Raw genomic sequence first — 25,929 nt, forward strand, 5'->3', positions numbered from 1 at the left:
GGATATTTATCATAGGACAAATAGCTTAGCTCTCCCGTATAACTGAGTTGTAAAGCGCAGGAGCATCATTACGGAGATACAGGGAAACATGCCTTCCGTAACTTCCTAAACATCAATCCCCCTTATAAAGCCAGATCAGTATTGTTAAGTCGCTCACTTCACTGGTAATAACTATCCGCCATTAAACAACGTACGATGAAAAAATTATCCCGTTCTTATCATCCTGATGACACCCAAAGACACACACCCGATCAACCCCGGCATAACCAATATCCAAGAACCTTTCACCACAACTATAGCTCCATCGTAAACGACTATACGCTTTAAATACGATCGGACCTCTGTAATAATTAACGCATTGTTAATTTACGGGATAAACATTGTTGTTTAATTATCTCTACTATTGCAGGCAGTACTTATACTGTCCTGTCTGCATTACCCTGTAAACTACCATGTATACAACATATGGCTGAATACCCTGTCTGCGAGACCATAGGTGCCTAGTGAACGATGAATCAATAAATCCCTATAAATGAAAAGAAACCTATTCCTTTCGTTATGGCTATCGCTATGCGCCATATCGACGAAAGCTCAGGAACGACCAGGTGACTTCAATAGTTTCAGTGTCCAAAGCCCCACTGCCTATGCTTTCAGTAAAGTAGACAATGTACCGGCCAATCTCTTTACCGGCCAGATACAGCTGAGTTACCCATTGTTCAAAAAGCAGCAGGGCGATATCAGCTTTTCACTGAACATGATGTATGCAGCTGGCGGCGGCCTCCAGGCAGAATCTCCAGGCTCCACTGTAGGCCGTGGATGGATGCTGAATACCGGCGGTATCATTACACGCCATAAACGCGGCGTACCGGATGATTACAAAAACACGGTGCCCTATGCCTGGAACAACGTCATAGATGACCAGTACAACGGTATCCTGTTCAAACCAGATGTGGCCTACAGAAATGACGGCGACTACCGCGTAGGATATGCCGACCCCGTATTTGAATATGACCGCGGCATTTCTGACTCCCAGTTCGACATCTTCGAATACAATATTCTCGGCAGATCAGGAAAATTCTATATCGGAAAAGACTGGCAGATACTCAATGTACCGGACCAGCCCTTACAGATTATTCCTGACACCAGCTATACGATCGTAAAACAAGATAACCAGGGGATCAATTTAAAAGTAGGCAGCAAGATAAGCGCCTTTACCATCATCGATGAAAAAGGTATCCGGTACCACTTTCAGGAAGTAGAAATAAACCAGGAAATCGGTATGGTTACATTGGGGAATAGAGACGATTTTCAAACTTACCTGAAAAGCGCCTATGTTTCGTCCTGGTTGCTGACTAAAATTGTAAGCCCCTTTAATACAGATAGCGTCACTATAAAATATGGTGAACGAAAATTTAGTGTCACCGATACGGATTACAAATATTATTATAACTATCAGCACGCCAGAAAGCAATCGAATCAATCCTATTATACCGGCGTCGGAAGTTCATTAAGCTCCAAAAGCAATGAACCCTACATCAGCAGTATCACCTTCTCAGACAAGACGGCTGTTACCTTCGACTACTTTAATACTTCCTATGGCGAACTCCTTCAAAATCCATTAATCAGGAAGATCAATTTTTATGCTCCCGGCAACGAGCTGCTAAAAAGCACCGCCTTTAGTTACCAGGGATATGATGATGAAAAAAATTATCTCACCATCAACCGCCTGGGTAAAGACACGGCTTATTCCAATATCAACAGAAAACAGCTGTTTCTGGAAAGCCTCAACGATATTACGCCCAATGGTAACATCCAGCTGCAATATCTTTTTGATTATTATCTGGACAGTAATTTATATGACCGTACCCGCCCTTATATGGGACTGGATCACTGGGGATATTTTAATGGAAAAGGTAAAGAAGATTACCTCATTCCCTACCCGGTAACACCTAATACACCGGCAGACAGAACACCGGATCTTACCTATACCCGGATAGGCGCCCTGAAAAAAATCTACTATCCGACAGGCGGATCTGAAGAGTTTGAATATGAACCCAACGACCTGCAGCAGGGAGCTACTAAACAGGTAACAGGTGGATTAAGAATTAAAAAACGGATACTCTCCAATAATGCCAGCCCCGCTGTCATAAGTACCCGGGAATACAAGTACACGAATACAGATGGTACCTCTTCCGGCTTTCTGGGTGATTTACCGGAATATACCTATACCATACCCATTTATCATGACAACGGCAGCTGGCCATCCAATCCACAGGTGAAATACTATGTTTACCATTATACCAGTCACCCGGTTAACAATCTTTCTTACATAGAAGGATCTCCTGTCGGCTATCGCCGGGTGGAAGAAATTTTTGGCAGCACCAATAACAATACCGGTAAAATTGTTAGAGAATATACAGATCTGAGTTATACCAACCTCTGGGCCCAGCCGGACAGATTCCCATACAGACCTATTGACAGACCCACCTGGGCTTTAGGACAACTGTTAAAAGAAGCGACCTACGATAAAAACGGCAAATTGCTGAGAGAAACAATCCATGAATACGATATTAAATCGCTCAAAAAAGAGACGGCACAGTTCCGCTCCATGTATGTGGCACAGAAAGCAGAAGTAGACGTATACTCCAGCGAACCTAAACCACTGCGGTTTGTATATAGCCTGAAAAACTACTATCCCATCACCGGCCGCGTAGAATTAAAAAAGACGATAGAAAATATCTACACAGATAATAACCAAACCATTTCCCAGTCAATGGAATATGTGTACGATCCTTTATATCTTGTATTGAAGAAAGTGACCAGACACCTCTCCGGGAAAGACATCATTCAGAAATATTTTTATCCGTTCGACTATAACCTGGGTGCGGGTGCTGCCATCACCAAATTATTGTCCAAAAAAATCATCGCACCACAAATTGCGACTGAAACCTGGTCAAAAAGAAACGGTGTAAATGAATACCTGCTGGTGAACGCCAAAGTAACAGACTATAATGACTTTGGCAACAACTTCATTCTCCCTTACAAAACCTATGAGCTGTTCAGTGATGCACCGATCGTAAAAAACACTTTACCGGACAACAGCACACCGGCTACCCAATTGTTGCCTTACACAGGCTTCCAGGAAACCGTTACACTGACTCAATACAATCACCTGGGCCGTATGCTGGAAAGCCGTCCTGCTGGTGGAGAAATACATGCCAGGCTGATAGATGACCGCGATGATGTTATCGCAGGTGCTATCAATACCCCACAAAATGAACTCGCCTTTACTTCTTTTGAAACAGACTATAAAGGTAACTGGAGCTTCACCGGTACTGCCGTTAAAGACGCCACTGCCCCTTCCGGCGATAAAGTTTTTAACATCGCAACAGCCGGTACCACCGGTATCACAAAAGCCGGCCTGACCAGCAGTCGTACCTACGTCATTTCCTATTGGATCAAAGGCAGCGCATTAACGATTGACGGTACCACAGGATCTCCGTTGTTAAAACATACCTATAACGGATGGAACCTCTTTACCCACGAGGTTACCGGCAAAACGACCATTGCAGTAAAAGGTAATGGCATGATAGATGCCTTGTGCCTGTATCCCCGCGGTGCTACTATTAACACCTATAGCTTTAAACCAGGTGCAGGCGTGACTACTGTAGCAGATCCCAATACCAGGATGCAGTATTACAGCTATGATGATTTCGGCCGCATCAAGGCGATAAAAGATATGGATGGCAACATTCTGAAAGCACACCAATACCAGGTGGTAAAACCCAACTACAACCCCACTCCGGTATGGGCACGCCTGTATAATTTCAAATGTCTTCCCTGTCCGCAGAATCCGGCGTTTACCTCCAATATACAGCAGCAGGAAATGGAAGACAGAAATCCGGCCAGTAAGACCTACGGCACACGGAAATGGGAAAACTTCCTTTCCTGTGGTCTTGAAGTTACCGCATGGCAGCCAACCGGCAACAACAGGTGTGTGAAAGATCCCGGCAATCCGATGTACAATACCGGCCAGAAGGAAAGGGAAGAAAAGGATATGAATCCTTGCAGCCCTTCCTATAACCAGACACGCTGGACCAATGTTGGTACAGATAACAGTACCTGCCCGGATAGCAGACCGATTTATGTAAGGGTGTGTGTTGAAAACAGATCGGGCCCTTATGGCGACGTTGTGATTCGTACGTTCTCGGATCCACAGGGTAACGCACCAAGACCTGTATCATCACTAACAGTTAACGTACTGGAACCAGGTGTCGGTATTCAATCCATCTTATGTGATGGCACGGTAAACTATATGTACAGGCAGGTACTGGTAAGTGAAAAACCTTATCGGGTGCAACCATCCAGCAACTATAGCCTGGCTTATGAAACCTGTTACTGATAAGCAACCATGCTGATTCATTCACTTTTATCCCTGCAGAAAAATGCTGAATAATATATCCGGACGCTATTTTAACCGCCTGCTGGCCGGGCTGTTAATAATGCCCTTTACATTGCTGGCGCAAAATAAGCCCGATCAAAGCAATAAACCTGCTGCCACTGCAGTACCCCTGCCGGCAGCCTATGCCACCGATACCTCTTTGAACCGTATCACTACCTGGGAGCCTGTCATGCCAACCGGCAACATCGGTTTTGTAACCGATCCGGGACGTGCCGTGACAGAAGTCAGGCAAAGTGCCGTGTTTATAGACGGACTTGGCAGACAAGTACAAAAAGTTATCAAACAGTTTACTTCCGGTAAGAAAGATTGGGTAGAACCCACCACTTATGATGAATTCGGAAGACAACCCTATCAATACCTCTCCTATCCTTCCGTTGAGAGTAGTGGCCAATTCAAGAAGGCAGCCTTTACAGAACAGGCGCAGTTCATGAGTAGTCAATACCCTGATGAAAAAGTATATTATAGTCAAACGGCATTCGACGAATCGCCGTTAAACAATGTCAAAAAAATATACGCACCGGGCAACAGCTGGGCAGTGAGCGGCGGTAACAAACCCGCGGAAAGAAAACTCGAAGGAAACGTGGCGGCCGATGCGGTGTTGAGCTGGTCTTTCCCGATCAGCGGTACCCTTCCTGCTGTGACAGGCTTCTTTCCCAACGGCGCGCTGTACAAACAAATCAGTATCAGTGAGCAGGGCAACCGGATCCTCCTCTTTAAGGACCAGGAAGACAAACTCCTGTTAAAGCGGGTAGAGATTACACCAGGTGCCGCCAATGACCCTGCCGGCTGGCTGAGTACCTATTATGTATATGATGATGCCGGTAACCTCCGTATCGTCATTCCTCCCAAAGCAGCCGCCTATGCAATCGCTAACGGTAACCAGCTTCCACAGACCATTGCGGATGAACTTTGTTTTCAGTACCGGTACGATAGCAAAAACAGGATGATCAGCCTGAAAGTGCCTGGTACCAGTGCCGTGGAAACCGTGTATGATAACCGCGACAGGATAGCTTTTACCCAGGATGGCAACCAACGCGCAATCGGCAAATGGATGGTAACCTTTTACGATGTCCGCAACCGGATGGTGTTAAAAGGCCTGTACGCCACTACGCAAACACGTGCCCAGCTGCAGACGGCGATGAGCAGTGGCGTGGCAACAAACATTGCCATACCGGCAGGCGGCGGCGCTCCTGCTGAAAACATAGCAGTGGATAATGCATTGCCTGCCCTGACGATAGCCAGCCTGGAACCGTTGCTCTGCAATTACTATGATGATTACAACTGGCAGGGTAAAGCAGCCTTCCATCCGGAACTGCTGAATAAACCACAGGAAGGTATCAACCCATACCCGCTGCGGCCTTCTTCCTTCTCCCCTCTCACTACCGGTTTACTGACAGGTACCCGGGTAAAGGTACTGGGCGTAGACAAATGGTTGTATTCCACGGTATATTTTGATGCAAAGGGTAATGCTTTACAAGCTGTCTCCCAGCAACTACAGGGAGGAGAAACCATCACGACTCATCTGTATGACTTCTCCGGGAAATTGCTGAGCATACATCTGTTGCAAAACAATCCCCGCAGCCAGCTGACTGCCAGCACCGAAGTACTCACCATGAACGAGTACGATCACAGCGGCCGGTTAGTGAAAGTGAGAAAACGAATCAACAATGATATCGCCAAAGAAAAAATCATCAGCTATCATGTATATGATGAACTGGGACAACTCACTTCCAAAAAGCTGGGCTTCAACGGGACCAGTCAGCTGGAAACGCTGGACTATACCTACCAGATCCGCGGCTGGCTGAAAGCGATCAACAAGGATTACAACAATGGGGGCGCCGGTAACTATTTCGGTATGGAGCTGTTCTATGACAATGGCTTCAACAATAAACAATACGATGGACAGCTGGCAGGTGTAAGCTGGCGCAGCGCCGGCGACGGGCAGAAACGGGCTTACGGATATGCCTACGATGCCGCCAACAGACTCAGTAAAGCCGATTTTACAGAAAACAGGTCTGGTGCATGGGCCACCTTTGCTGACGTTGATTTCAGCGTTCGTAACATCACCTACGATGTGAATGGTAACCTGCAAACCATGATCAGCAAAGGTATTTCAGGTGCAACCAGTAAAGATATCGACAACCTCACGTATACTTATGACAATAATGGTTTCAGCAATAAGCTGATAAAAGTGGATGATAATGCCGGCAATAACAATGTGGGCGATTTCACCAACGGTACCAATGTAGATGCAGACTATAGCTATGATGCCAATGGCAGCATGGTATATGATAAAAACAAGTCGGTAGAAAAAATTGAGTACAACTATCTCAACCTGCCGGAAAAACTGATCGTAACAGGAAAAGGTACCGTTAAATACATCTACGATGCAGAAGGTAATAAACTGCGTAAAACCGTCAGTGAAAACGGGAAACCGGATGTAGTTACCGACTATACAGAAGGCATCATTTATCAGGGCGACAGCCTGCAGCTCCTGAGTACGGAAGAAGGCAGAATACGCGCTGTATACAAGGCTGGCAGCCAGACAGCGCCGGAACTGGTTTACGACTACTTCATCAGAGACCATCAGAAAAACGTGCGGATGGTATTGACGGAGCAGACCACCACGAACCTGTACATGGCTACGATGGAGTCAGAAAATGCAGGCCGTGAAAACCTGTTGTTCAGCAACGTTGATAATAGCAGGAGTGCCAAACCCGCCGGATATCCTACGGATCAGACGAGCAACAAAAATGCATTTGTTGCCAGACTGAATGCCCGGCAGCCAGATAAAAAAATCGGTCCTTCACTCGTGTTACGGGTAATGGCCGGCGATACCATCGCCATTGGTGCAAAAGCCTTTTATAAATCAACGGGGGTATCGCAACGGCCGCAAAGTACACCGGAAGACATGTTGCTGGCGCTAACACAAGCCCTGGCAGCTCCCGGTACAACGCCCGGTGGCAAAGGTTCCGGTCAATCCATGTCTACCGCCTTTACGCCTGACTTCTACAATAACCAGTACCAGCGGCTGAAAGAAAAAGAAAAAAATCCGGATGTCGCCGGCAGACCCAAGGCTTATCTCAACTATGTCATATTCGATGATCAGTTGAAAATGGTGGAAGAGAACAGCGGGGTAAAACAGGTGGAAGCCGCGCAGGACGTACTGCAAACACTGGAACAAGGCAAAATGGTAGTCCGTAAAAGCGGATTGCTCTATGTATATGTCAGCAATGAAAGTACGGAAGATGTTTACTTCGATAATGTAACAGTAGCACATATTGCCGGTAGCATTGCCGAAGAAACGCATTATTATCCATTCGGGATGACGATGTCCGGCATCAGCAGGAACGCACTGAAAGGTACCCAATACAAGGAAAATACATTCCGGTATAATGCAGGTGCTGAATTAAATACCTCCCTGGGACTGGACTATTACGAAACCAACTTCCGGGGATATGATCCGCAAATCGGCCGTTTCCAGCAAGTGGATCCGATGGCGCCCTATCTGACCGACTGGTCGCCTTATACCTTTGCGTTAGACAACCCGGTGAATATGAGCGATCCTTCCGGCGCTATTCCCGAGTTCAAAAATGCAAAAGACCTGATCGATTATCTGTGGAACCACACGCCAGATAACGGCTACAGCTACTGGCAACAGGGCATGAACGGAGAATGGACCGGAATGGCCGGATTAATCACCGGCGAACTGTATAACGGGCCGGATTCCTACTCCTTTACCGTGGGTGCATTTTTTGGTTATAACAGCGACAGAACCCCTATCTCTCAAAATGGGCTGAATGGTGCTTTTACCAGAATTGAAATACCGAAAGCAGATATTGCCAACATCGACAAAAAAGAAAAGGTTAATGGTACATTAGACAACGTACAGCTGGCACTCGATGGTGCAGGATTTATACCTGGTGCACAAACGGTAGCGGGTGTTTTAAATGCCGGCATCGACTTTTACAGAGGCAACTGGGGTAGCGGATTACTCAATCTGGCGTCTGCCATTCCGCTGGCGGGTGCAGTAGCAAAGGGTGCGATGATAGCCGCCAAACTCAAGGTTGGTAAAGCTACCATGGCAGCCGTCGTAGGCATAACATCCAAAATGGCGTCCAAATCACACAGTGTGTATCAGGCCATTGATGCTACCGGCACTGTGCGATATGTAGGCCGTACCAGTCAACGATTTGAAGTCAGGGTGGCACAACATTATGCCAATGGTAAAACAGGGCTTATTTTTGGCGAATTACAGACCGGGCTCACTTATCGGCAGGCTCGTAAACTGGAACAACAACTGATCAACAAATATGGGATGGGTTCCAATGGTGGTCAGTTACTGAATGAAGTAAATGGTATTTCAGAAAAATTATGGAACTTGTTCGATATCTATAAATAACAGGAAAGACAACAACATGCTGCAATCAGGTAATACTATTTTTGAATTGGGAAAAGATATCGATCCGGATATCCCAACACTTCAGGCAAATAAGATCACTGACCTGGAGAATACGGAGCTAATGGCCGGTAAGCAGGTCCTGCAGATCAATGACGAGCTGCCGGCATCCTCCATGCTGGCCGTAGCCAGGGCTATCCATCAATATCCTCATTTGCAGCTGCGCTTCTATGCAGCTGCAAACATCTCACAAATAGACTGGCCTGCTTTCGCTCACGTGCGTCATTTATCTATTGGTGGTAACGCCGGCAACTGGACATCACTCAACTTCCTGGAGCAACTTCCCTTGCTGGAAACACTGATCATACATGCGCCGTTGAAATGCAAGACTTCTTTGTTACCGCTGCAAAAACTGCAGCAGTTAAAGCGGCTTAACCTGATCAACATTCAGCAGGACCTCGACAAAATAGTATGGGCAAATGGATTGGATACATTAGGATTAACGGTTGGCGAATTGAAAAATTCCGGTTTGCTGACCAACATCCCTTTTATCAAAAATCTCTGTCTGAACTTTACGCAGTTAGCTGATTATAAAGTGCTGGCACATATCACCGGCTTACAGGTATTAAGTCTGATTGGATTGAAGGGATTTAGTCAGCAACATGCAGCGGAGCTGCAACATATTCCTGCGTTGCAGTTGCTGGAAATATCCAGATGCCCGAAGATCACAGACATTGCATTCACAGCAGATTTGCAGGCATTGAAAAAACTGCGGCTGGCCAACATCAAGGTAGCATCATTTGCTCCGCTGACCGGGCATCCTGCTTTACAGGTGATTTCAACGGATACGGTGCAGCCAGACAATACCGCTTTAACAGGGGTATATCATATACCGCATGTATATCTGAGTGGTCGTTTTCCGGCGGAAGAGATCACCCGGTTCCAATCCGGGTTTACAGGACAAGATGCCGTAATCGGAGGAGCATTGTTGAAAGGTACTTTGAAAGAGAACAATTTCATCTACCATATTCACCAGGTTACTGCGTTGTAAATACCAGCCATTATCATCCTGTCCGGATGATATAAAATAAACAAGCAGCCATCTCCATTACAGGAGATGGCTGCTTGCTTTATAACTGGCATTAATTTTAAAGTTTTTCTATAAACCAGCGTTGGTGATTGGCAGCCCACCAGTCCCATTGCTGCACAACAGCGCCATTGCTGTGAGAGCCATCCTTTACATCTGCTACTTTTCCGCTTTTACGGTTTACCAGTCCATAACTTCCATCTGCATTACGTAAAAGCCGCCAGTGTTGATTATGAATATTCCACCAATCCCATTGATGTAAAACGGCTCCATTATCGGGGGAGCCTCCGATCACATCCAGTACTTTTCCGCTATGGTAAGCAGTCAGTTTGTAATAACCCTCTCCCTGGTAAGTGAGGTACCATTTCTGATTATTGCCATTCCACCATTCCCATTGATGTACTACCGCGCCGTTATTTGAAGACTCCTCAGATACATCCAGCACCTTTCTGCTGTTGACATTCACCAACCGATAGATTCCATCCCGCAATGGGTTCAGCATCCGGCTGCCATACAGGTAATCCAGCGCGCTCACATCATTGGCGTTAAACAACCGGGTGACACCGGTACCAATACAGGCCAGCATCCAGCTGTTGGGATCTTCGGCAGTAGGCGATCCCGGAATGGGCACAGCACCAACGCCTCCATCTCCCTCATTGCTACCAATACTACAACTATAGCCCCGGTTAAAATAATCTGTATGACGGAATCCGATGGTATGTCCGATTTCATGTGTAATCACACTGGCCAGATAAGACTGCTCCGGATTGCTGCCCAATGCATTGTCATCAGCATTCAGCAATATAGGACTTGGCGGATTACCGCTGCTGGTAGGAAAACCGGCAGAACGTCCCAATACACCTGATCCCAGGCTGGCATACTGAATATTTACATCTCCTCCACTCGCCACCCGTGAGAAGGTAAGCTGTAAACCCAGCGCATTAAACCGGGCGATGGCCACATCCGCAGCAGCACCATAACCAACAGGTAGGTTTGTTACAGAAATAGTGATCACACGTGGTAATCCGGTGATCACGTTATGGGTGCGGTATTGCTCGCTCTGCGCTACCCGCATGGTAGGAGAAACCGGCTGCTCCGCCAGTGCCGCTGTTGATAAAAAGATATCCCCTTCCACCACATAACCGCCTTCCACTTTTTTTACATCCCGGGTACTGAAGCCCTGGGCTTTTATTTTACTTAATACAGCTGCAGGGATATCTGCGGAAGTAGTGGCGGCAACTTTTTCTTCTTTTTTACAGGATTGAATGCATACGAAACAAGAAATCAGCATCACGCATAGCAGCGTTGTAGCAAAATACTTCATGTAAATGAGTGTTTAAATGATGAATAAAATCCTGGCTGATATATTTAGTCCGGATTGAGTAGGAACGAACAACCGTATGTCCGGCACAGCAAATCGGTATAGGTATATTTTATGACAGGTTAACGCTATAGTAACAAATGTAGCCGTACCAACTGCAGTAAATCCGCAGTGTTCCGATCAATCAGTGATACATAAAAATGCCGGCTCACATGCATATGAGCCGGCTGCTATTTTCTTTTTACAGAACAGCTTAGTCCATGACACGTTTCAGTATAATCGCCAGTTTATCTGTAGATTCGCCCAGGTCCAATGTGGGATTTCTGCCGGTATCTTTGATGATGGTGATCGTATTCGCTTGTTGGTTAAACCGTAGTATTTTCTCCAGTTTTATTTTAGAAGTTTTATCACTCGCGGTGAAAAGCAATTGTTTATTGGTGATATACAAGGTGCCCGTTTGAATAAGAGTGGGTTGAGACATGCCTCTCCCTATTGACCGGTCCTCATACCAACGCACCCCCGTGCACCTGAAATAACAGGTTTCCTGTTGAGGCAGATCTATATCCGGTGTAATACCCGGTAACGGCTCATGCTCCAGCCGCCAGCAGCTTTCAGCGTCATCCAGCTGTTGCCTGATAGCGCGATCCTGTAAAATATCTACATCCAGTTTTCTGGCCAGCACGAGCAGGTCCATCTTATTGTTGGGGGAAAGTCGCTTACTTTCAACAGCCCGTTGCAGTTGTTTACCAACGTATTCCTGCCGGATCTCCAGGCTGAGCTGCCTCGCCCGGTCTATCGGAAATTGCAGGTTACTGGCAATGGTCTGTAGTTTTTGTTGATCGTTGATAGTATAGCTACCATCTCTGATGATACTTTTAACGGCCTCCCGAAAATATTTTTCTCCGATCCTGAGATGAAATAATCCAATCTCGTTATCACTCAATTTAAGCAAGGACTGTAAATGCGTCAGCTTCCTGCCGGCAAAATGTTCCGGTGCGCAACGATCCAGGGAAAACTGCAGGTATACCGCATAAAACTCCTGCATATTCAGGGTAAAAGTCCGATATAGATTGACGTTATATCTATGCTCAATTTCAACAATGGCAGCTTGCGTAAGCTGATCAACAGAAACAGTAGCCAGTAAATTATTTACTTCTATTAATGCATTTTCTTCGATTCGTTGCCGGAATAGTTTTCTGAAAAAACCCGGGCGTTTCAAAGGGATTACCTGAAATGGACTATGTTGCATGCTACTCGTATTTTCTGTAGGTTTCATAAACCGGGTCATTCCAATTACATACCCCGCCATGCGAGGAACAGGCGCCCCTTCCTTTGGCGTTGGAAGTACTACCATCGCAGCACCGGGTTACATAACCAATGACCCTTTTACGTTCCGGATTAATTTTATCATGATACTTTTCAGCGTCCTGACTACCTGTCTTCATCGCCTGGCGCAGATCACGCACCGCTTCTTCCGGCGCGCCTGTTTTGTCGTAGCACAAGGCCCTGTTGTATAACAAGCTGACATCTTCCGGCGCCTGAGCGAGTAAATCAGTCAGCGCTGTTATCGCGGGTTTATACTGACCTGCTTTGACTAATTTTAAGGTAATGTCTTTGTCAATATCAAACTTAATCACCTGCACCTGTTGCTTTTCCTCCGGACTCTCTGCCATTGAAAAAGATTTCGCCAGCATGTCGCCCGCCTCTGTCGCAGCAAGTTTTCCTGTTGTTTGTTTTTCTTTTAACAAAGCAAGATAATTACGTAAACTATCTCTCCGGATACTGTCTTTTGCATGGATAACAGCTTGCTCCTGTTGTTGCCGTTGCGCCACCACCTGTCGCTCACCTGCTACTTTTGCATCTACTTTGCTATAATAAGTTACCAGACCCAAAAACGGGACTAATAATATGGCGTATGTGATACGCCTGACAGCAGGTGTATAGTCAAATTGCAATTTGCGGGATATCCATGGATAGGCTGCCGGGAGTAGTCCTATTCCCATAAGGCCAGACAACAACGCCAGTAAGGGATGCGGGATGGAACCCAGCGCAAATAAAAAGAATATGCCCGCCAGCAGGTTACCTGTTATTTTGGTGACGACACTGACATTAGAACGATTAGATGTACCGGCTTTAAAGTAATCAGGTAGTACTTTCGCATTTGAGGGAATAATATCTGCTATGTATTTCATGGATCAAAAGGGTTGCGGTTTTCATATAACGAAAATATATACTGAAAGATAAATAAAATATTTATTCCCCTGACAATAAACTGTAGGGGAATAAATAAGCACCTCAATGTTGTTATATATTTAAGGTCGGAGCGATCGGTATACATTATATCATCAACCCATATCCGCTCATCTGGCATAACAAACAATATACACCACTCATAAAAACAGGGGAAGCAGTTTACGAAATCCTTTACAGTTAATCATCTCACACAACTATTCCTGGTAAAAATCTGTTGCTCAAAGATGATAATCCCACACCTGTCTTTAAAGATAAGTCGCGACAAAATCTTTCGTATATGCCTTAATGATATCCCGCACATTGCTGAATGCAGCCATGATTTCCGCTTCCGTTCCTGTTGCTTTCGCCGGGTCCGGAAAGTTTTCATGTAGTTTTTTTGCGGAAGATGGGAAGAAAGGACATCGCTCTTTGGCATGATCGCATACCGTAATGACGTAGTCGAAATCAATTCCCTGGTATTCGTTGATATGATTGGAGGTATGTTGGGTGATATCGATACCGTCTGCTGCCATAGTGGCTATCGCACGGGGATTCACACCATGGGTTTCCACACCGGCGCTATAAATAACGGCTTTATCGCCGGCAAAATATCGCAGATAACCTTCTGCAATCTGACTCCGGCAGCTGTTGCCGGTGCAAAGGACTAATACTTTTTTCATAGGTTGTTTTTAGCGATCGTTGTTGATGGAGTGACGGTAATAGCTGTTGCCGGATACCAGCGCTTGCGCAACCATCCGGCCACCTGTACCAGGGCAATCAATGCCGGTACTTCCACCAGCGGACCAATAACGCCGGCAAAGGCTTGTCCGGAGTTGATTCCGAATACACCGATGGCTACAGCAATCGCCAGTTCAAAATTGTTGCCGGCTGCCGTAAAGGCCATGGCTGCATTTTGCGGATAATCCACGCCGGCCATCTTACCCAGCACGAAACTCAACAGGAACATCAGCACAAAATAGATGACCAGCGGAATGGCAATACGTACAACGTCCATCGGTAACTGTACAATCAGTTCTCCTTTGAGGCTGAACATCACCACAATGGTAAACAGTAATGCGATCAGGGTAACCGGAGAGATGAACGGTATAAATTTTTCCTCAAACCACTCCGCTCCTTTTAAGGCAATCAGGCTATACCTGCTGATCATACCTACAGCAAACGGAATCCCCAGGTAGATGGCTGTACTTTGAGCCACCTCTTTCATAGAAACGGTTACCGTCATCCCCTGCAGGCCAAACACCGCCGGCAACCAGGTGATAAACACATACGCATATACGCTGTATAACAATACCTGAAAAATACTATTGAGGGCTACCAGTCCGGCGGCATATTCCCTATTACCAGCTGCCAGTTCATTCCAGACCATCACCATGGCGATACACCGGGCTAATCCAATCAGTATTAAACCGGTCATATAGGCCGGAAATTCCTGTAAAAAAAGTACGGCCAACCCGAACATCAATACCGGACCAATCACCCAATTCAGCAGCAGCGAACGCGTTAATACCCGCTTATTACGAAATACCACCCCGATCTGATCGTACTTCACTTTTGTGAGCGGCGGATACATCATCAGTATTAATCCGGCTGCCAACGGAATGTTGGTGGCACCATATGAAAAGGAATGAATAAAGCCGGCCGATGCCGGGAAAAAGTAACCGATACCAACGCCTGCCGCCATAGCCAGTAAGATCCATAGGGTCAGGTAGCGGTCTAAAAAATTCAGTCTCCTGCGCGATGCCGGATGATCGTGTTGCATAAAAAATAAGTTTCCTGTTAAAGACTGTCCGGGAATCGCCGTAACGGTTCCCGGTTCACTCGTACTGTTAGCTGTGGCGGCCTAACAACAGCCCGGCGGGCAACAGGCAGCTGTGCCCGGCTTTTCCGCATATACCGTGATGCTGTATATCCCCATCCCGCTTTGTCTGAAAGGGATGATTTCATCCGCTGTCAGGTATTGCAACAGGATATCATCCGGTATATGAATGGTTTTTTCCTGTTGAATGGTCAGCTGCTGAAAGCCGGTATCCGCGATCAATGCCAGGTATGCTTCCTTTTGAATAGCGCCGGATATACAGCCGGCGTACATTTCCGCAGCTGCTTTGATTTTATCCGGTAATACGCCATCCAGCACAATGTCTGAGATACTGAAATGCCCCCCTGGTTTCAACACGCGAAAGATTTCCTGCATAACCTGTTGTTTACCAGGTACCAGGTTCAACACGCAGTTACTTACCACCACATCTGCTGTGCCCCCCGCTACGGGCATCTGCTCTATGTCTCCCTCCCGGAACGTCACATTACTAAACTGCAGCTTTGCGGCATTGGCACGGGCTTTTTCAATCATCTCCGGGGTAAAATCAATCCCGATCACTTTTCCTGTTTCACCTGTTGCCTGCCTGGCGACAAAACAATCATTCCCCGCGCCGGAACCCAGGTCTATGACGGTATCCCCCTGCCTGATTTTTGCAAACTGCGTGGGCAGCCCACATCCCAGCCCCAGGTCGGCATCCGGGTTATATCCAGCCAGGTGGCTGTAGTCATCGCTCATGAGGTGATATACCTCGGTGGAACAGGCGCCGGCGCCACAGCATGATGCCGCATTGGTAGCCTTATCCTGTTGCGCAATAACCCCGTATTGTGCTCTTACACTTTCTTTTATTTGTTCATCAGTAGCCATGGGAATAATTCATTGTATAATTGCAATATTGCGATAATAGAAGACAAAAAATTTTTAGCAGCAGGAAGTGATGTCAGCAGCCTCACTAAAGAAGGCTCCCAGTAGCTTACCATACCGGTTCCAGACCTTCGGATTAATACAATAGCAAACACTCGCTCCTTCAATAGTCCCCTGAATCAGGCCTGCTATTTTCAACTCTTTCAGGTGCTGGGAAGTAGTGGCTTGCGCCAACCCCAATTCTTCCACCAGATCACCGCATACGCAGGCATTCTTTTTAACCAGATACTGCAAAATAGCGATCCTGGCAGGGTGTGCCAACGCCTTCGCCATATTGGCCAGTTCATTTTGTTGCTGGGTAAATAAATCCGATTTCGTAGCTCCCATAAATATTACTGCTTTAACACATCGCAATATTACGATTAATAACAACACTAGCAAAAATGATTTTAAAATACGACCGTTCCGGAAAGGTACCCTCCTGTTACCGGACTATATGGTCCGCTTTATTCAACACCACCACCGTATGCCGGCAAACACAGATCAGCTGCTGCTGATCATCTGTAATACGAATATCCCAGACATGGCTCTTGCCGCCGATGTGTAGCGGCGTTGCCTTCGCATGAACAAACCCGCTTCTTACCCCCCGCACATGATTGGCATTGATCTCCATTCCTACACAAAGCTGTTGCACAGGATCAATGATCAAGGTAGAAGCAATACTGCCCACCGTTTCCGCCAACGCCACCGATGCGCCGCCATGCAATATCCCGTACTTCTGCACCGTTCTGCTATCTACCGGCATGCGGGCAACTAAATAATCAACACCTAATTCCGTAAACTCCATACCCAGGTGAGCATTCATGGTAGCCGTACTTTCCTCATTCAATTGTACAAGCGTAATATCAGTTGAATACCAGATAGATTTCATATTTATAACAACATTATTTCTTTGCTGAAAGATATTAAATTTAAATAGTGTATCCATAAATAGCCACATTCCCGCGGGAATCCCCTACTGCAGGCCATTTACATATAGAAAACTGTAACTTCAAAGTAATTCCAACGTTCTTAAATTCAGTCATATGCACGCGCCATCCTATAAGGTCATTATCACACTGACACTTATTATCGCATGTTGTATTACATGCAGGCGGGACGAGGATCCCGCAGTGAAACAAAAGACATTATTCTTTATTGACTACAGAAATCTCGGCGGAGGAAAAGACGGCGTACTGGTCATGGAACTGGATCCGGAGTCGCCCGACTTTGCCAATATCCTTTCCAACACCGAAATTGGCAAAGGTGTATTACCTCACCATCTCTACTTCAACAGAGATGAAAAAAAACTTTTCACAACGGCCCTGGGAGGCGAATACCTCTATGAATTGAAGATGGAATGGAATAAAGACGGTTATCCCATCATCTACCAGGTAAATCCGATTAATACCCACGGCAATCAGGTCGGAGAAGATATTTTCTTTACGAAAAACGGCGAATACTGGGTCACCTTTATGGGTGGCCAGGGCGGCCTGCGCGATGGCAGTGTAGGCGTATTCAATGCCACCACCAATGAACTGATCAAAACGATTAAAGGAAAAGAAGCCGACAACCCGGATAAATTTATTCTATACCCGCATGGTATCTCCATGAATGAAGAAAAGAAACTGGCCATGGTTACCAGCACCATTCACCCGGACCTTACCTCCGGCGTAGGTAACACCTGTACCCTGATAGACATGAACACCTATCAGATCATCAAAACCTACCAGGTGGCCGACAGTGCAAAAGATCTCTCTTCCCCGGTGGAAGTACTATTGCTGCGCAACGAATTCCCTCCCTTTGCGCTGACCAATACCATGCTCGGCGGCGATATCTGGATGGCCTCCTACAATAACCAGCAACACCGGTTTAATCCTTTTCAACGCGTACTGAAAGGAGCGGATATGGGCCTGGGCTGGGCACTGGAATTTTATATCGCGGCAGACAAATTATTGTATGTATCATTTGGCAAGCCGGGCAAAGTACTGGTATTTGACATCAGCCAATTACCACAATTAAAACTGTTGAAAACATTACCGGCCAACAAAGGCGCGCACCACATGGCATTCTTCAAAACAAAATCAGGCCGCTCCGTCGTAGCCATCCAGAATAATCTGCTAAACCTGCCAGACCTCAATGCCGGCACCATTGATCTCGTGGATGTGAATACCGGCGAAATGCTGGGCCGCGTAGATATGCGGAATAAATACGGTCTTTTACCGGAATCAATAGAAGGTACATTGGGAAGCGCACATTATATGCATCATTAGCCAACAGGCATCGCCCCGCTCATCCAACACCCTTTTATCCGTATCAATTTTACAGTAGCTTTATGATATCAGTAGTTTATAAAACGATATCATGAAAATACTCGTCATTGGCGCCAGCGGAACAATCGGCCGGAAATTAGTACCGGCGCTGTCATCCACAGATACTATCATCACCGCCGGCAGAAACAGCGGCGATATTCGTGTAGACGTTACCGATGCAACAGCTATCCGTCAACTGTTTCAGGAGGTGAAAGGGATAGATGCCTGCATTTGTATTGCAGCCTCCGGCCCTCTTGATAATTTTTCCACGCTGACGGAAAAACAACTACTCGCCGATATGCAGGGAAAACTGTTCGGACAAATTAACCTGGTATTGATCGGGCAACATTATTTAAACGACAACGGTTCCTTTACACTCACCAGCGGCATCTTCGCTGATATCCCCTACAAGGGCGTAACCGGCGGCGCCATTGTAAGCGGGGGCTTGCATAGTTTTGTATTAAATGCCGCCATTGAACTGCCGCGGGGCCTTCGCATCAATGTAGTAAGTCCGGGTATGGTGGAAGATTCCGCCAAAGATTTCGGTCATTTATTTCCCGGCTTACAACCCGTATCCATGCAGGCTATCACCGATGCCTACCGGAAAAGCATATACGAAAACAACACAGGCCAGCTCATCAAAGTGTATTAACAGCTATTTTTTTCAGGAAGATGATATCCAAAAAAGCGCGCTGTTGTGAATATGCTCACAACAGCGCGCTTTTTATCTATTAGCAGTACTGGTTAATCTCAACCGGCACTTACTCCCGATCGTTGCGGCGCCGCCTTCTTTTTCTTGCGGCCACGCCCCCACCAGATAATAAAGCCGGTGATCGGCAAACTGGTGCAAATAAGTCCGGCCACGAAGGTCACAAACTTACCCAGCTGTCCTCTCCATACGCCCATGTGCAGCGTCCAGTTGATGTTATCGATCACTTCTGCCCGCTCATGCTGCGGTGGTATAGCCAGTGAAGCACCACTGTATTTATCAATCACTTTCAGGTGTGCCCCTTCGGCACTTTTCAAGCCCATTTTACGGGCCACCCACATGGTATAATAACCGGAAGAATCCCAGTCATACAGCGCCAACTCCGCGGCGCGGGCATCCGGATGCTGCCGGAACATCTCCCCGATCGTCTGGTTCACATCTGCCTGCTGCCGCCCTGCCTGATACCCTGGCAGGGATGCTTCCCATTCATGCATTTCTCTGCCTCCAAATGTTTTGCTGGTCATATCCATCAATGGTTCAAAGGCGATCAATAATCCTGTTATGGTCAGTACCAGCGCCGGCAACAGCGAATAAAATCCAGGTACGTTATGCAGGTCATAGTTCAATCGTTTGAAGGTAGCTTTCCATTTAATCGTAAAGCTGGCCTCCCGGGTGCGCTGAGTCCATTTCGCCGGCCACCATAAAACCAATCCGGTGATCAGCTCTATCAGAAAGATAATCGTGGCAATATCCACAATCCATATGCCCGGATCATGCAACAACAAAGAGGAATGCAGATGCGCCATGATATAAAAGAAGTGGGCGAAACCATCATCCTTCAATACCACACCTGAATAAGGATCTACATACACCATGCTCAATCCTTTCTCATCACTGAACATCCGGAATTTTACCGTGCGCTCCGGATCTTTAAAAGACGTCATGAGCACCGGCGCTTCCCTTTCAGGAAACGCCAGCTGTATATTTTTCAGCAACGTGTCTACCGGCAGGCGGTTGTCTTTTACTTCCTTTACATACAAGGATTTGCCGGCAGACAGGTCCAGCAGTTCATCGCAATAAACAATGACAGTCCCTGTAAATGCTACAAACACCACGATAAGGCCGGAAGAGATGCCCAGCCACAGGTGCAGCCATGCATTGATCCTGCTGAGCAGTGACTTTTCTTTTTTACGGGTCGTTTTCTTTTTAGCTTCCATATCATTTTATCAGCAGTACATCAGAATTTATAGGAAACGCTGGCCAGCAGTTCCCGCGGCTTTTGTGGTTGTCCGTAGAAGTTCCAGTACCGGAGGTTGGTTACGTTGTTTACCTTCAGGCTGATGCGGTATTTCGGTTGGTCATAAAACAACGTACCGTTCATTGTGGTAAAGGAAGGCACACCGAATTTTTCATCCGTATCGAAAAATACCTTGTCGGCATAATTCGCACCCAGCCCGATACCCAGGCCTTGCATACGGCCATCCATGAAACGGTAGCTTACCCAGATATTCGCCACGTTCCGGGGCGTCCAGGGAGCGCGTTTACCTTGCTGCTCTTCCACATCACGGATGTATTTATTGTCGTTGTAACCATATCCCGCTACCAGGTTCAAACCACGTATCGGGTTGGCAATAATATCGATGTCGATTCCTTTGCTATCCTGTGCGCCTTCCTGTACAGAAGTACCATCATTCAGGTCCATTACTTTATCCTTTACCCGGATATCATAATAGCTGAGGGTACTGCTCAATTTACCATCCAGCAGATCCAGTTTCACACCGGCTTCCCACTGGTTGGCCTGTTCCGGTTTCCAGTAGCTGTATTGCATGGTATTGTAGTTCATAGACGGCGCCGGATTGGTAAAACCATTGAGGTAGTTGGCAAAAACCGCTATCTTATCTTTTACAGGCTGATATACCAGTCCCAGTTTAGGAGCGAACTGTGTTTGTTTGCTGCCGTTTTCCAGGCTGATACCGTTGGTACGGATAGGCAGACTCTCATACCAGTCTACCCGCAAGCTGGCCATCGCCATGAGCTTATCGGTGATGTTCACTACATCCGATGCATACACGCCGTAGGTTCTTTCGCCGCTGAGATCATTGTCTGACGGTACATCCGACTGATTCCTGATGGCTGCAATACGGGCCTTTGTAATAGGCGCCCAGGCAGCATCGCGGATGGCAATGGTATCATAAGGTAATAAGTAAGGCATCATGCTTTGTACCCTTTCGTTGCGGGCAAAATAATCCAGCCCTACCACCAAACGATTCCGCACATTACCTATCTTGAAATCACCCGTAAAATTCTGTTGCAGGTTATCGGTATTGATATCATAGTTTTCGAAAATCCGGAATTGCCGGCGGATCTGCTGGTCGTTGATGAAAGCCGGCACAAAGAAGATCGCCTGCTTTTCTGCGGAATGACCATGCTGATAGCTGGTTCTGGAAGTCCAGTGTTCAGAGAGTTTATATTCTATTTCTGCATAGGTATTCACCATCGTACGGGGAACACCAATGTCATCGCTGGAGAGCGAACGCCGGGTATCCATGTGCAGATCCGCCACACTCTTTACGGTAAGCCCGTCACCAGGGCGGATAAAGGCGTTCAGGTTCTTATCTGCCTTGGTTATATCCGCATCAAAACGCACGGTAGTACGTTCGTTGGGTTTGAAAGCCAGGCTCACGGCGCCGCCAAAGCTACGCAGGTAGCCATAGTCCTGGAAACTGCTCTGACTGTGTCCGAATGCATTCACCCGGGCCAGTGCAGTGCGTTCCTTATTCAGGGGTGTATTAATATCTACCGCCAAACGGTTCAATCCCCAGCTGCCGGTAGTATAATTCACTTCTCCACGGAAGCTCTCAAAAGGCTTTTTGGTGACATTATTCACCACACCGCCATAACGCACCATCGGACCACCAAACAAAGTTCCGGAAGGCCCTTTCAGGATCTCTACCTGCTCAATATTAAAGATGTCTGTCTGCAGACGGGAGTCTGTAGCCAGACCATTGCGGAAGGTCGACTGGGAAGAAAACCCGCGCATATAGATATCATTGTTACTTTCATTTACACCATTGTTCACAACTGCCGCCGGTACACTGATCAGGGCGGAATTGTAATCAATGGCTACCTGTTCCTGTATCAATTCTTTGCGGATAACACTGTAGGTCTGCGGATTTTCCAGGTTGCCCAGTGGCATCCTGGCGGCAGTAGCAGACTGCTTATTGGCGAATTTATTCTTTTGTATATCCGCTACCACTACTTCCCGCAACCGGTGCAGGGAGGCTTCAATACGCAGGCTGCCTGCATCGGTAGTGCTGCCGCTCTTTATAGCTACCGCTTTCTCCGTCACAATATAACCGGCATAGGTAACAAGGAGGGTATATTGTCCGGCCGGTACATCAAAACTAAAGTGTCCTTTTTCGTCCGTCATCATACCATAGCGGGTATCTTTCATCAGTACGGAAGCAAAAGCCAGGGGCGCATTATCAGCAGTGCTGACGCTTCCTGCCACACTACCGGTACGTGTTTGCGCGGATAGTCCCAACGCGGATAAGCATAGCAGCAATAAGGTTAAAAGGCTGGTACGGTGTCTCAACATAGTTTATTGATTGATTAATAATTGCAGATTCGGCCGGCACAACACAACTCCCGTTGTTCCGATCCGGATATGACAGTAAAGCATGAAATGCAGGTTTCCGGAAATAGCAGTACACGGCTGTTATACAACAGGTATGCTGACTGCTTCCTGTGTGTTTCGTTATAAAAAATGTTGCACGATCTAATGGAGTACATCCTGCTGACAAAAAGGGGCTTTCGGTACCGTATGCTGACAAGTTAGGGATGCTTTCATACTAGTTGTTACTTTTAAATGAGGCCGCAAAGCTACCGGGCAGAACAATATTTCGTTGCTCAAAACGGGAAATTTAATTACGCAAAGCGTAATATTCTGAAAGATAGAATCATCCGGATAGTTGCTGACAGCCTGCATATAACCGGCTCCCCTGTATCTCCGGTACATGTACCCGCATGGCAGTAATGGGGGGAAATTTGTCATTGCCGACAATATCCGGGTTCCCTATCTTTGCAGCATGAGAAAGCGCTTAGTGGTTATAGTAGCGATGCCGGACGGATTATCGCTGGACGTGACAGGGCCGGCAGATGTATTCTCCTGCACAAACAGGATACTGGCGGAAAAGGGGGAAAAATCAGCCACAGATGGTTACCGCATTATGATTGTCTCCCCGGTGGCAGAGCGGCATATTATTATGCAAAGCGGCTTATCTATTACCTGCGAGCAAAGCATCGATCAGCTCCATGAACCGATTGATACCTTAGTGATCGGTGGCTTCTCCGCTCATCATAACTGGTCTGCCTACCCGCTGCTGACACAATGGTTGCAACAACAGCTCTCCCACATACGCCGTGTTTGTTCCGTTTGTATAGGCGCTTTTGTATTAGGCGAATCCGGCTTACTTGCCGGCAGACAGGCTACTACCCACTGGAATTTTTGTAAAGAACTGCAGGATAATTACGATAACATACAAGTAGATTTTACGTCCATCTTTGTAAAAGATGGCAATATCTATACGTCGGCCGGCGCTTCTACCGGCATCGATCTTTCGCTGGCTTTGGTGGAAGAAGATTATGGCCGGGACATATCTTTATTCGTGGCACAAACGCTGGTACTTTATCTCCGCAGGCCCGGTAATCAGGCGCAGTTCAGCAGCCTGCTCACCCAGCAGCTATCCAGCAAAAAAACATTGCGCGAATTACAACAGTGGATCGCCGACAACCTGCAGGAAAACCTGGATGTAGCTGTTTTAGCAGCGAAGATCGCGATGAGCCCCAGAAATTTCGCCCGTGTATTTTTAAGCGAAACAGGCCTCACTCCCGCTAAATATGTAACCCGGTTAAGGATAGAGTCTTCCAAAAGATACCTGGAAGAAACCAGCCTTTCACTGGATGAAATAGCCACTGCCTGCGGCTTTGGCAGCCCGGAAACCATGCGCCGGATCTTTCTGCGCCATATGGATATCGGCCCGTTTCAATACCGCAGCTTATTCCGTAAGGTATAAGGGACGTTTATAAAGTCCTGTTCCATATTATTTTTTTACTTTTTAATCCGTTTGATTTATGAAAATGATCGCTCCATTTTTAATGGTACTGGCTATGCTATGCTCCACCACGATACAGGCACAAAACACAGCTTTTAAATTTGAGAAGGGAAAAAAGATCAAGGTGGCTTTTCTGGTATATGATCAGGTAGAAGCATTGGACCTGAATGGCCCGGTAGACATCCTCACCAAAGCCAATACCATGGATCCCGTGTATCAGCTCTACACAGTAGCGCTCACCCAGGAACCGCTGTTCATGGAAGGCAATACCATCAAAATGATACCGACCTATAGTATCGCCAATGCGCCGCAGGCAGATATCCTGATCATTCCAGGCTCTGAACCAGGTAATGTGGCGGCTTTATGCGCCGCTCATCCGGAACTGCTGCAATGGATTCAGCAACAAAGTCAGACGGCCCAGGTGACCATGTCTGTTTGTACCGGCGGACTCATTTTATCTGCAGCCGGCTTATTGGATGGAAAAGCTGCCACCACCCATTTCATGGTACAGGATCTGCTGAAAAAAAATCCGGCGGTAAAAGTGCGTGAAGGCGTACGTTATGTAGAGGATGGAAAAATACTGACCACTGCCGGTATTACTTCCGGCTTCGATGGCGCCCTGCATCTGGTAGAACAAATCAATGGTAAACAGATCGCCGACAAAATAGCCCGCATATTGATATATAACCGTAATGGAGATATGCGTTTTATGCAGACAGCTGAAAAAAAATAAACGACGATACGGTTGCTATTATTCCACATAGTAATAAGCATAAAAAAGATGCACGTTTGTGCATCTTTTTTTTATGTAACTGCCATTACCACACTACCTGGCGGTCTACCTCCCCCGTTATTGCATGTGCCCGCTCCCAAAAATCAACAGCACTAACCCTCATGAATAAACGTAGATAGCAATAGCAGCATACTTTTGAATGCATCATCAGCTGATCATCATGTGTATTTTAACAAATTATTAAATATCAAAAGAAAGATATCCCGTTTCAATTTCACTAACATTGCAACCGATTGACGCGATTGCATCGCACTACAACTGACACTTTTCCCTCCTGCTGATTGTTCACTTTAGCGCAGCAGTACCCCACATGTGTGTAGCCGGTTTAACCGCTACCATGAAACGCTTTGTTACCTGATGCTGTTATTTACCCAGGCAATGATGACATATATAAACCGATAAACGTAGCACTATGAGCATTAAAAGATTACTTGTTATGATGAGCGCAACACTGTTATTTGCATGCCAGAAAGAAAACCTCCAGGACCCGGCTGTGTACAAATGGGAAAGACAACTAATCCTGGTGTCCCACCTGAATATCACAGGTATACCGGATATTTCACGCAGCAATTACAACAATACGTTTCCCCCCAACACCTTTCCCAACAATGATTACCGCTCCCGTGAAATCGTGGTGCAAAGAGATGTCGTTCGTTATACCATGGCGCAGATGGCACAGGAAAGAGACAGCATACAGGCTGTTTCCAATGGCATCAGAAGGTATAAATACATCCGGATATAAATCGCATTGATCAACAAACCC

At 46.6% G+C, this 25,929-nt stretch carries 19 protein-coding genes; 9 read left to right on the forward strand and 10 right to left on the reverse strand.

Features of this window, described 5'->3' with window-relative positions; all coding sequences use genetic code 11:
• The first annotated feature begins 195 nt into the window (after positions 1–195).
• From OL444_RS23520 to OL444_RS23535, 4 genes are all read left to right on the forward strand, one after another.
• Complete coding sequence (locus OL444_RS23520; protein WP_264729391.1) at positions 196–327, forward strand: hypothetical protein; 132 nt, start codon at positions 196–198, stop codon at positions 325–327.
• Positions 328–532: 205 nt separating this feature from the next.
• The gene (locus OL444_RS23525; protein WP_264729390.1) at positions 533–4,402 is read left to right on the forward strand and encodes a hypothetical protein; all 3,870 of its coding nucleotides are present in this window, start codon (positions 533–535) and stop codon (positions 4,400–4,402) included.
• Positions 4,403–4,445: 43 nt separating this feature from the next.
• The gene (locus OL444_RS23530) at positions 4,446–8,864 is read left to right on the forward strand and encodes a DUF6443 domain-containing protein (protein ID WP_264729389.1); all 4,419 of its coding nucleotides are present in this window, start codon (positions 4,446–4,448) and stop codon (positions 8,862–8,864) included.
• A gap of 16 nt (positions 8,865–8,880) precedes the next feature.
• Positions 8,881–9,912 (forward strand): hypothetical protein, encoded by a 1,032-nt coding sequence (locus OL444_RS23535; protein ID WP_264729388.1) that lies wholly within the window; start codon positions 8,881–8,883, stop codon positions 9,910–9,912.
• Between the two features lie 97 nt (positions 9,913–10,009).
• Here OL444_RS23535 and OL444_RS23540 read toward each other — a convergent pair whose 3' ends face one another.
• The 8 genes from OL444_RS23540 to OL444_RS23575 all read right to left on the reverse strand — a co-directional run bounded on the left by OL444_RS23540 (position 10,010) and on the right by OL444_RS23575 (position 17,130).
• Entirely contained in the window at positions 10,010–11,272 is a 1,263-nt protein-coding gene (locus OL444_RS23540) for a M57 family metalloprotease (RefSeq protein ID WP_264729387.1), read from the reverse strand.
• A 250-nt stretch (positions 11,273–11,522) separates the two neighbouring features.
• On the reverse strand, positions 11,523–12,518 hold the full coding sequence (locus OL444_RS23545) for a hypothetical protein (RefSeq protein ID WP_264729386.1): 996 nt from the start codon (positions 12,516–12,518) through the stop codon (positions 11,523–11,525).
• 1 nt (position 12,519) lies between these two features.
• Complete coding sequence (locus OL444_RS23550; RefSeq protein WP_264729385.1) at positions 12,520–13,461, reverse strand: tetratricopeptide repeat protein; 942 nt, start codon at positions 13,459–13,461, stop codon at positions 12,520–12,522.
• A gap of 306 nt (positions 13,462–13,767) precedes the next feature.
• Positions 13,768–14,181 carry an arsenate reductase ArsC gene (locus tag OL444_RS23555; RefSeq protein WP_264729384.1) on the reverse strand — a complete coding sequence of 138 codons (414 nt, stop codon included), beginning with the start codon at positions 14,179–14,181 and terminating at the stop codon, positions 13,768–13,770.
• On the reverse strand, positions 14,178–15,281 hold the full coding sequence (gene arsB / locus OL444_RS23560; protein ID WP_264729383.1) for an ACR3 family arsenite efflux transporter: 1,104 nt from the start codon (positions 15,279–15,281) through the stop codon (positions 14,178–14,180). Before arsB ends, OL444_RS23555 begins: the two co-directional genes overlap by 4 nt.
• A gap of 81 nt (positions 15,282–15,362) precedes the next feature.
• Entirely contained in the window at positions 15,363–16,202 is an 840-nt protein-coding gene (locus tag OL444_RS23565) for an arsenite methyltransferase (protein ID WP_264729382.1), read from the reverse strand.
• Between the two features lie 54 nt (positions 16,203–16,256).
• Positions 16,257–16,586: an ArsR/SmtB family transcription factor gene (locus OL444_RS23570; RefSeq protein ID WP_264729381.1), complete on the reverse strand. Its 330-nt coding sequence runs from the start codon at positions 16,584–16,586 to the stop codon at positions 16,257–16,259.
• A gap of 97 nt (positions 16,587–16,683) precedes the next feature.
• Positions 16,684–17,130 carry a hotdog fold thioesterase gene (locus OL444_RS23575; protein WP_264729380.1) on the reverse strand — a complete coding sequence of 149 codons (447 nt, stop codon included), beginning with the start codon at positions 17,128–17,130 and terminating at the stop codon, positions 16,684–16,686.
• A 154-nt stretch (positions 17,131–17,284) separates the two neighbouring features.
• Between OL444_RS23575 and OL444_RS23580 the strand changes: the two genes are divergently transcribed.
• Together OL444_RS23580 and OL444_RS23585 are read left to right on the forward strand one after the other, a co-directional pair.
• The gene (locus OL444_RS23580; RefSeq protein ID WP_264729379.1) at positions 17,285–18,511 is read left to right on the forward strand and encodes a YncE family protein; all 1,227 of its coding nucleotides are present in this window, start codon (positions 17,285–17,287) and stop codon (positions 18,509–18,511) included.
• A gap of 91 nt (positions 18,512–18,602) precedes the next feature.
• Complete coding sequence (locus OL444_RS23585) at positions 18,603–19,202, forward strand: short chain dehydrogenase (RefSeq protein WP_264729378.1); 600 nt, start codon at positions 18,603–18,605, stop codon at positions 19,200–19,202.
• 98 nt (positions 19,203–19,300) lie between these two features.
• On the opposite strand, the gene OL444_RS23590 is transcribed toward OL444_RS23585, so the two are convergent.
• A complete protein-coding gene (locus OL444_RS23590; protein ID WP_264729377.1) occupies positions 19,301–20,476 on the reverse strand; it encodes a PepSY-associated TM helix domain-containing protein in 1,176 nt (391 codons plus the stop codon).
• 20 nt (positions 20,477–20,496) lie between these two features.
• The gene (locus OL444_RS23595; protein WP_264729376.1) at positions 20,497–22,857 is read right to left on the reverse strand and encodes a TonB-dependent receptor; all 2,361 of its coding nucleotides are present in this window, start codon (positions 22,855–22,857) and stop codon (positions 20,497–20,499) included.
• Between the two features lie 490 nt (positions 22,858–23,347).
• On the opposite strand from OL444_RS23595, the gene OL444_RS23600 reads away from it, so the two are divergent.
• The 3 genes from OL444_RS23600 (at position 23,348) to OL444_RS23610 (ending at position 25,908) form a co-directional block, all read left to right on the forward strand.
• Entirely contained in the window at positions 23,348–24,334 is a 987-nt protein-coding gene (locus OL444_RS23600) for a GlxA family transcriptional regulator (protein WP_264729375.1), read from the forward strand.
• Positions 24,335–24,392: 58 nt separating this feature from the next.
• Positions 24,393–25,106, forward strand: coding sequence for a DJ-1/PfpI family protein (locus tag OL444_RS23605; RefSeq protein ID WP_264729374.1), 714 nt, complete (start codon positions 24,393–24,395; stop codon positions 25,104–25,106).
• 496 nt (positions 25,107–25,602) lie between these two features.
• Complete coding sequence (locus tag OL444_RS23610; RefSeq protein ID WP_264729373.1) at positions 25,603–25,908, forward strand: hypothetical protein; 306 nt, start codon at positions 25,603–25,605, stop codon at positions 25,906–25,908.
• Positions 25,909–25,929: the final 21 nt, after the last annotated feature.

The organism is Chitinophaga nivalis (genome assembly GCF_025989125.1).
Classification (GTDB): domain Bacteria; phylum Bacteroidota; class Bacteroidia; order Chitinophagales; family Chitinophagaceae; genus Chitinophaga; species Chitinophaga nivalis.

Coding starts and splice junctions, on each gene's coding strand:
- OL444_RS23610 (WP_264729373.1), top strand. CDS start 25,603: ATGATGAGCGCAACACTGTTATTTGCATGCCAGAAAGAAAACCTCCAG.
- arsB (WP_264729383.1), bottom strand. CDS start 15,281: ATGCAACACGATCATCCGGCATCGCGCAGGAGACTGAATTTTTTAGAC.
- OL444_RS23555 (WP_264729384.1), bottom strand. CDS start 14,181: ATGAAAAAAGTATTAGTCCTTTGCACCGGCAACAGCTGCCGGAGTCAG.
- OL444_RS23600 (WP_264729375.1), top strand. CDS start 23,348: ATGAGAAAGCGCTTAGTGGTTATAGTAGCGATGCCGGACGGATTATCG.
- OL444_RS23595 (WP_264729376.1), bottom strand. CDS start 22,857: ATGTTGAGACACCGTACCAGCCTTTTAACCTTATTGCTGCTATGCTTA.
- OL444_RS23590 (WP_264729377.1), bottom strand. CDS start 20,476: ATGGAAGCTAAAAAGAAAACGACCCGTAAAAAAGAAAAGTCACTGCTC.
- OL444_RS23535 (WP_264729388.1), top strand. CDS start 8,881: ATGCTGCAATCAGGTAATACTATTTTTGAATTGGGAAAAGATATCGAT.
- OL444_RS23550 (WP_264729385.1), bottom strand. CDS start 13,461: ATGAAATACATAGCAGATATTATTCCCTCAAATGCGAAAGTACTACCT.
- OL444_RS23585 (WP_264729378.1), top strand. CDS start 18,603: ATGAAAATACTCGTCATTGGCGCCAGCGGAACAATCGGCCGGAAATTA.
- OL444_RS23570 (WP_264729381.1), bottom strand. CDS start 16,586: ATGGGAGCTACGAAATCGGATTTATTTACCCAGCAACAAAATGAACTG.
- OL444_RS23580 (WP_264729379.1), top strand. CDS start 17,285: ATGCACGCGCCATCCTATAAGGTCATTATCACACTGACACTTATTATC.
- OL444_RS23520 (WP_264729391.1), top strand. CDS start 196: ATGAAAAAATTATCCCGTTCTTATCATCCTGATGACACCCAAAGACAC.
- OL444_RS23565 (WP_264729382.1), bottom strand. CDS start 16,202: ATGGCTACTGATGAACAAATAAAAGAAAGTGTAAGAGCACAATACGGG.
- OL444_RS23545 (WP_264729386.1), bottom strand. CDS start 12,518: ATGCAACATAGTCCATTTCAGGTAATCCCTTTGAAACGCCCGGGTTTT.
- OL444_RS23530 (WP_264729389.1), top strand. CDS start 4,446: ATGCTGAATAATATATCCGGACGCTATTTTAACCGCCTGCTGGCCGGG.
- OL444_RS23540 (WP_264729387.1), bottom strand. CDS start 11,272: ATGAAGTATTTTGCTACAACGCTGCTATGCGTGATGCTGATTTCTTGT.
- OL444_RS23525 (WP_264729390.1), top strand. CDS start 533: ATGAAAAGAAACCTATTCCTTTCGTTATGGCTATCGCTATGCGCCATA.
- OL444_RS23605 (WP_264729374.1), top strand. CDS start 24,393: ATGAAAATGATCGCTCCATTTTTAATGGTACTGGCTATGCTATGCTCC.
- OL444_RS23575 (WP_264729380.1), bottom strand. CDS start 17,130: ATGAAATCTATCTGGTATTCAACTGATATTACGCTTGTACAATTGAAT.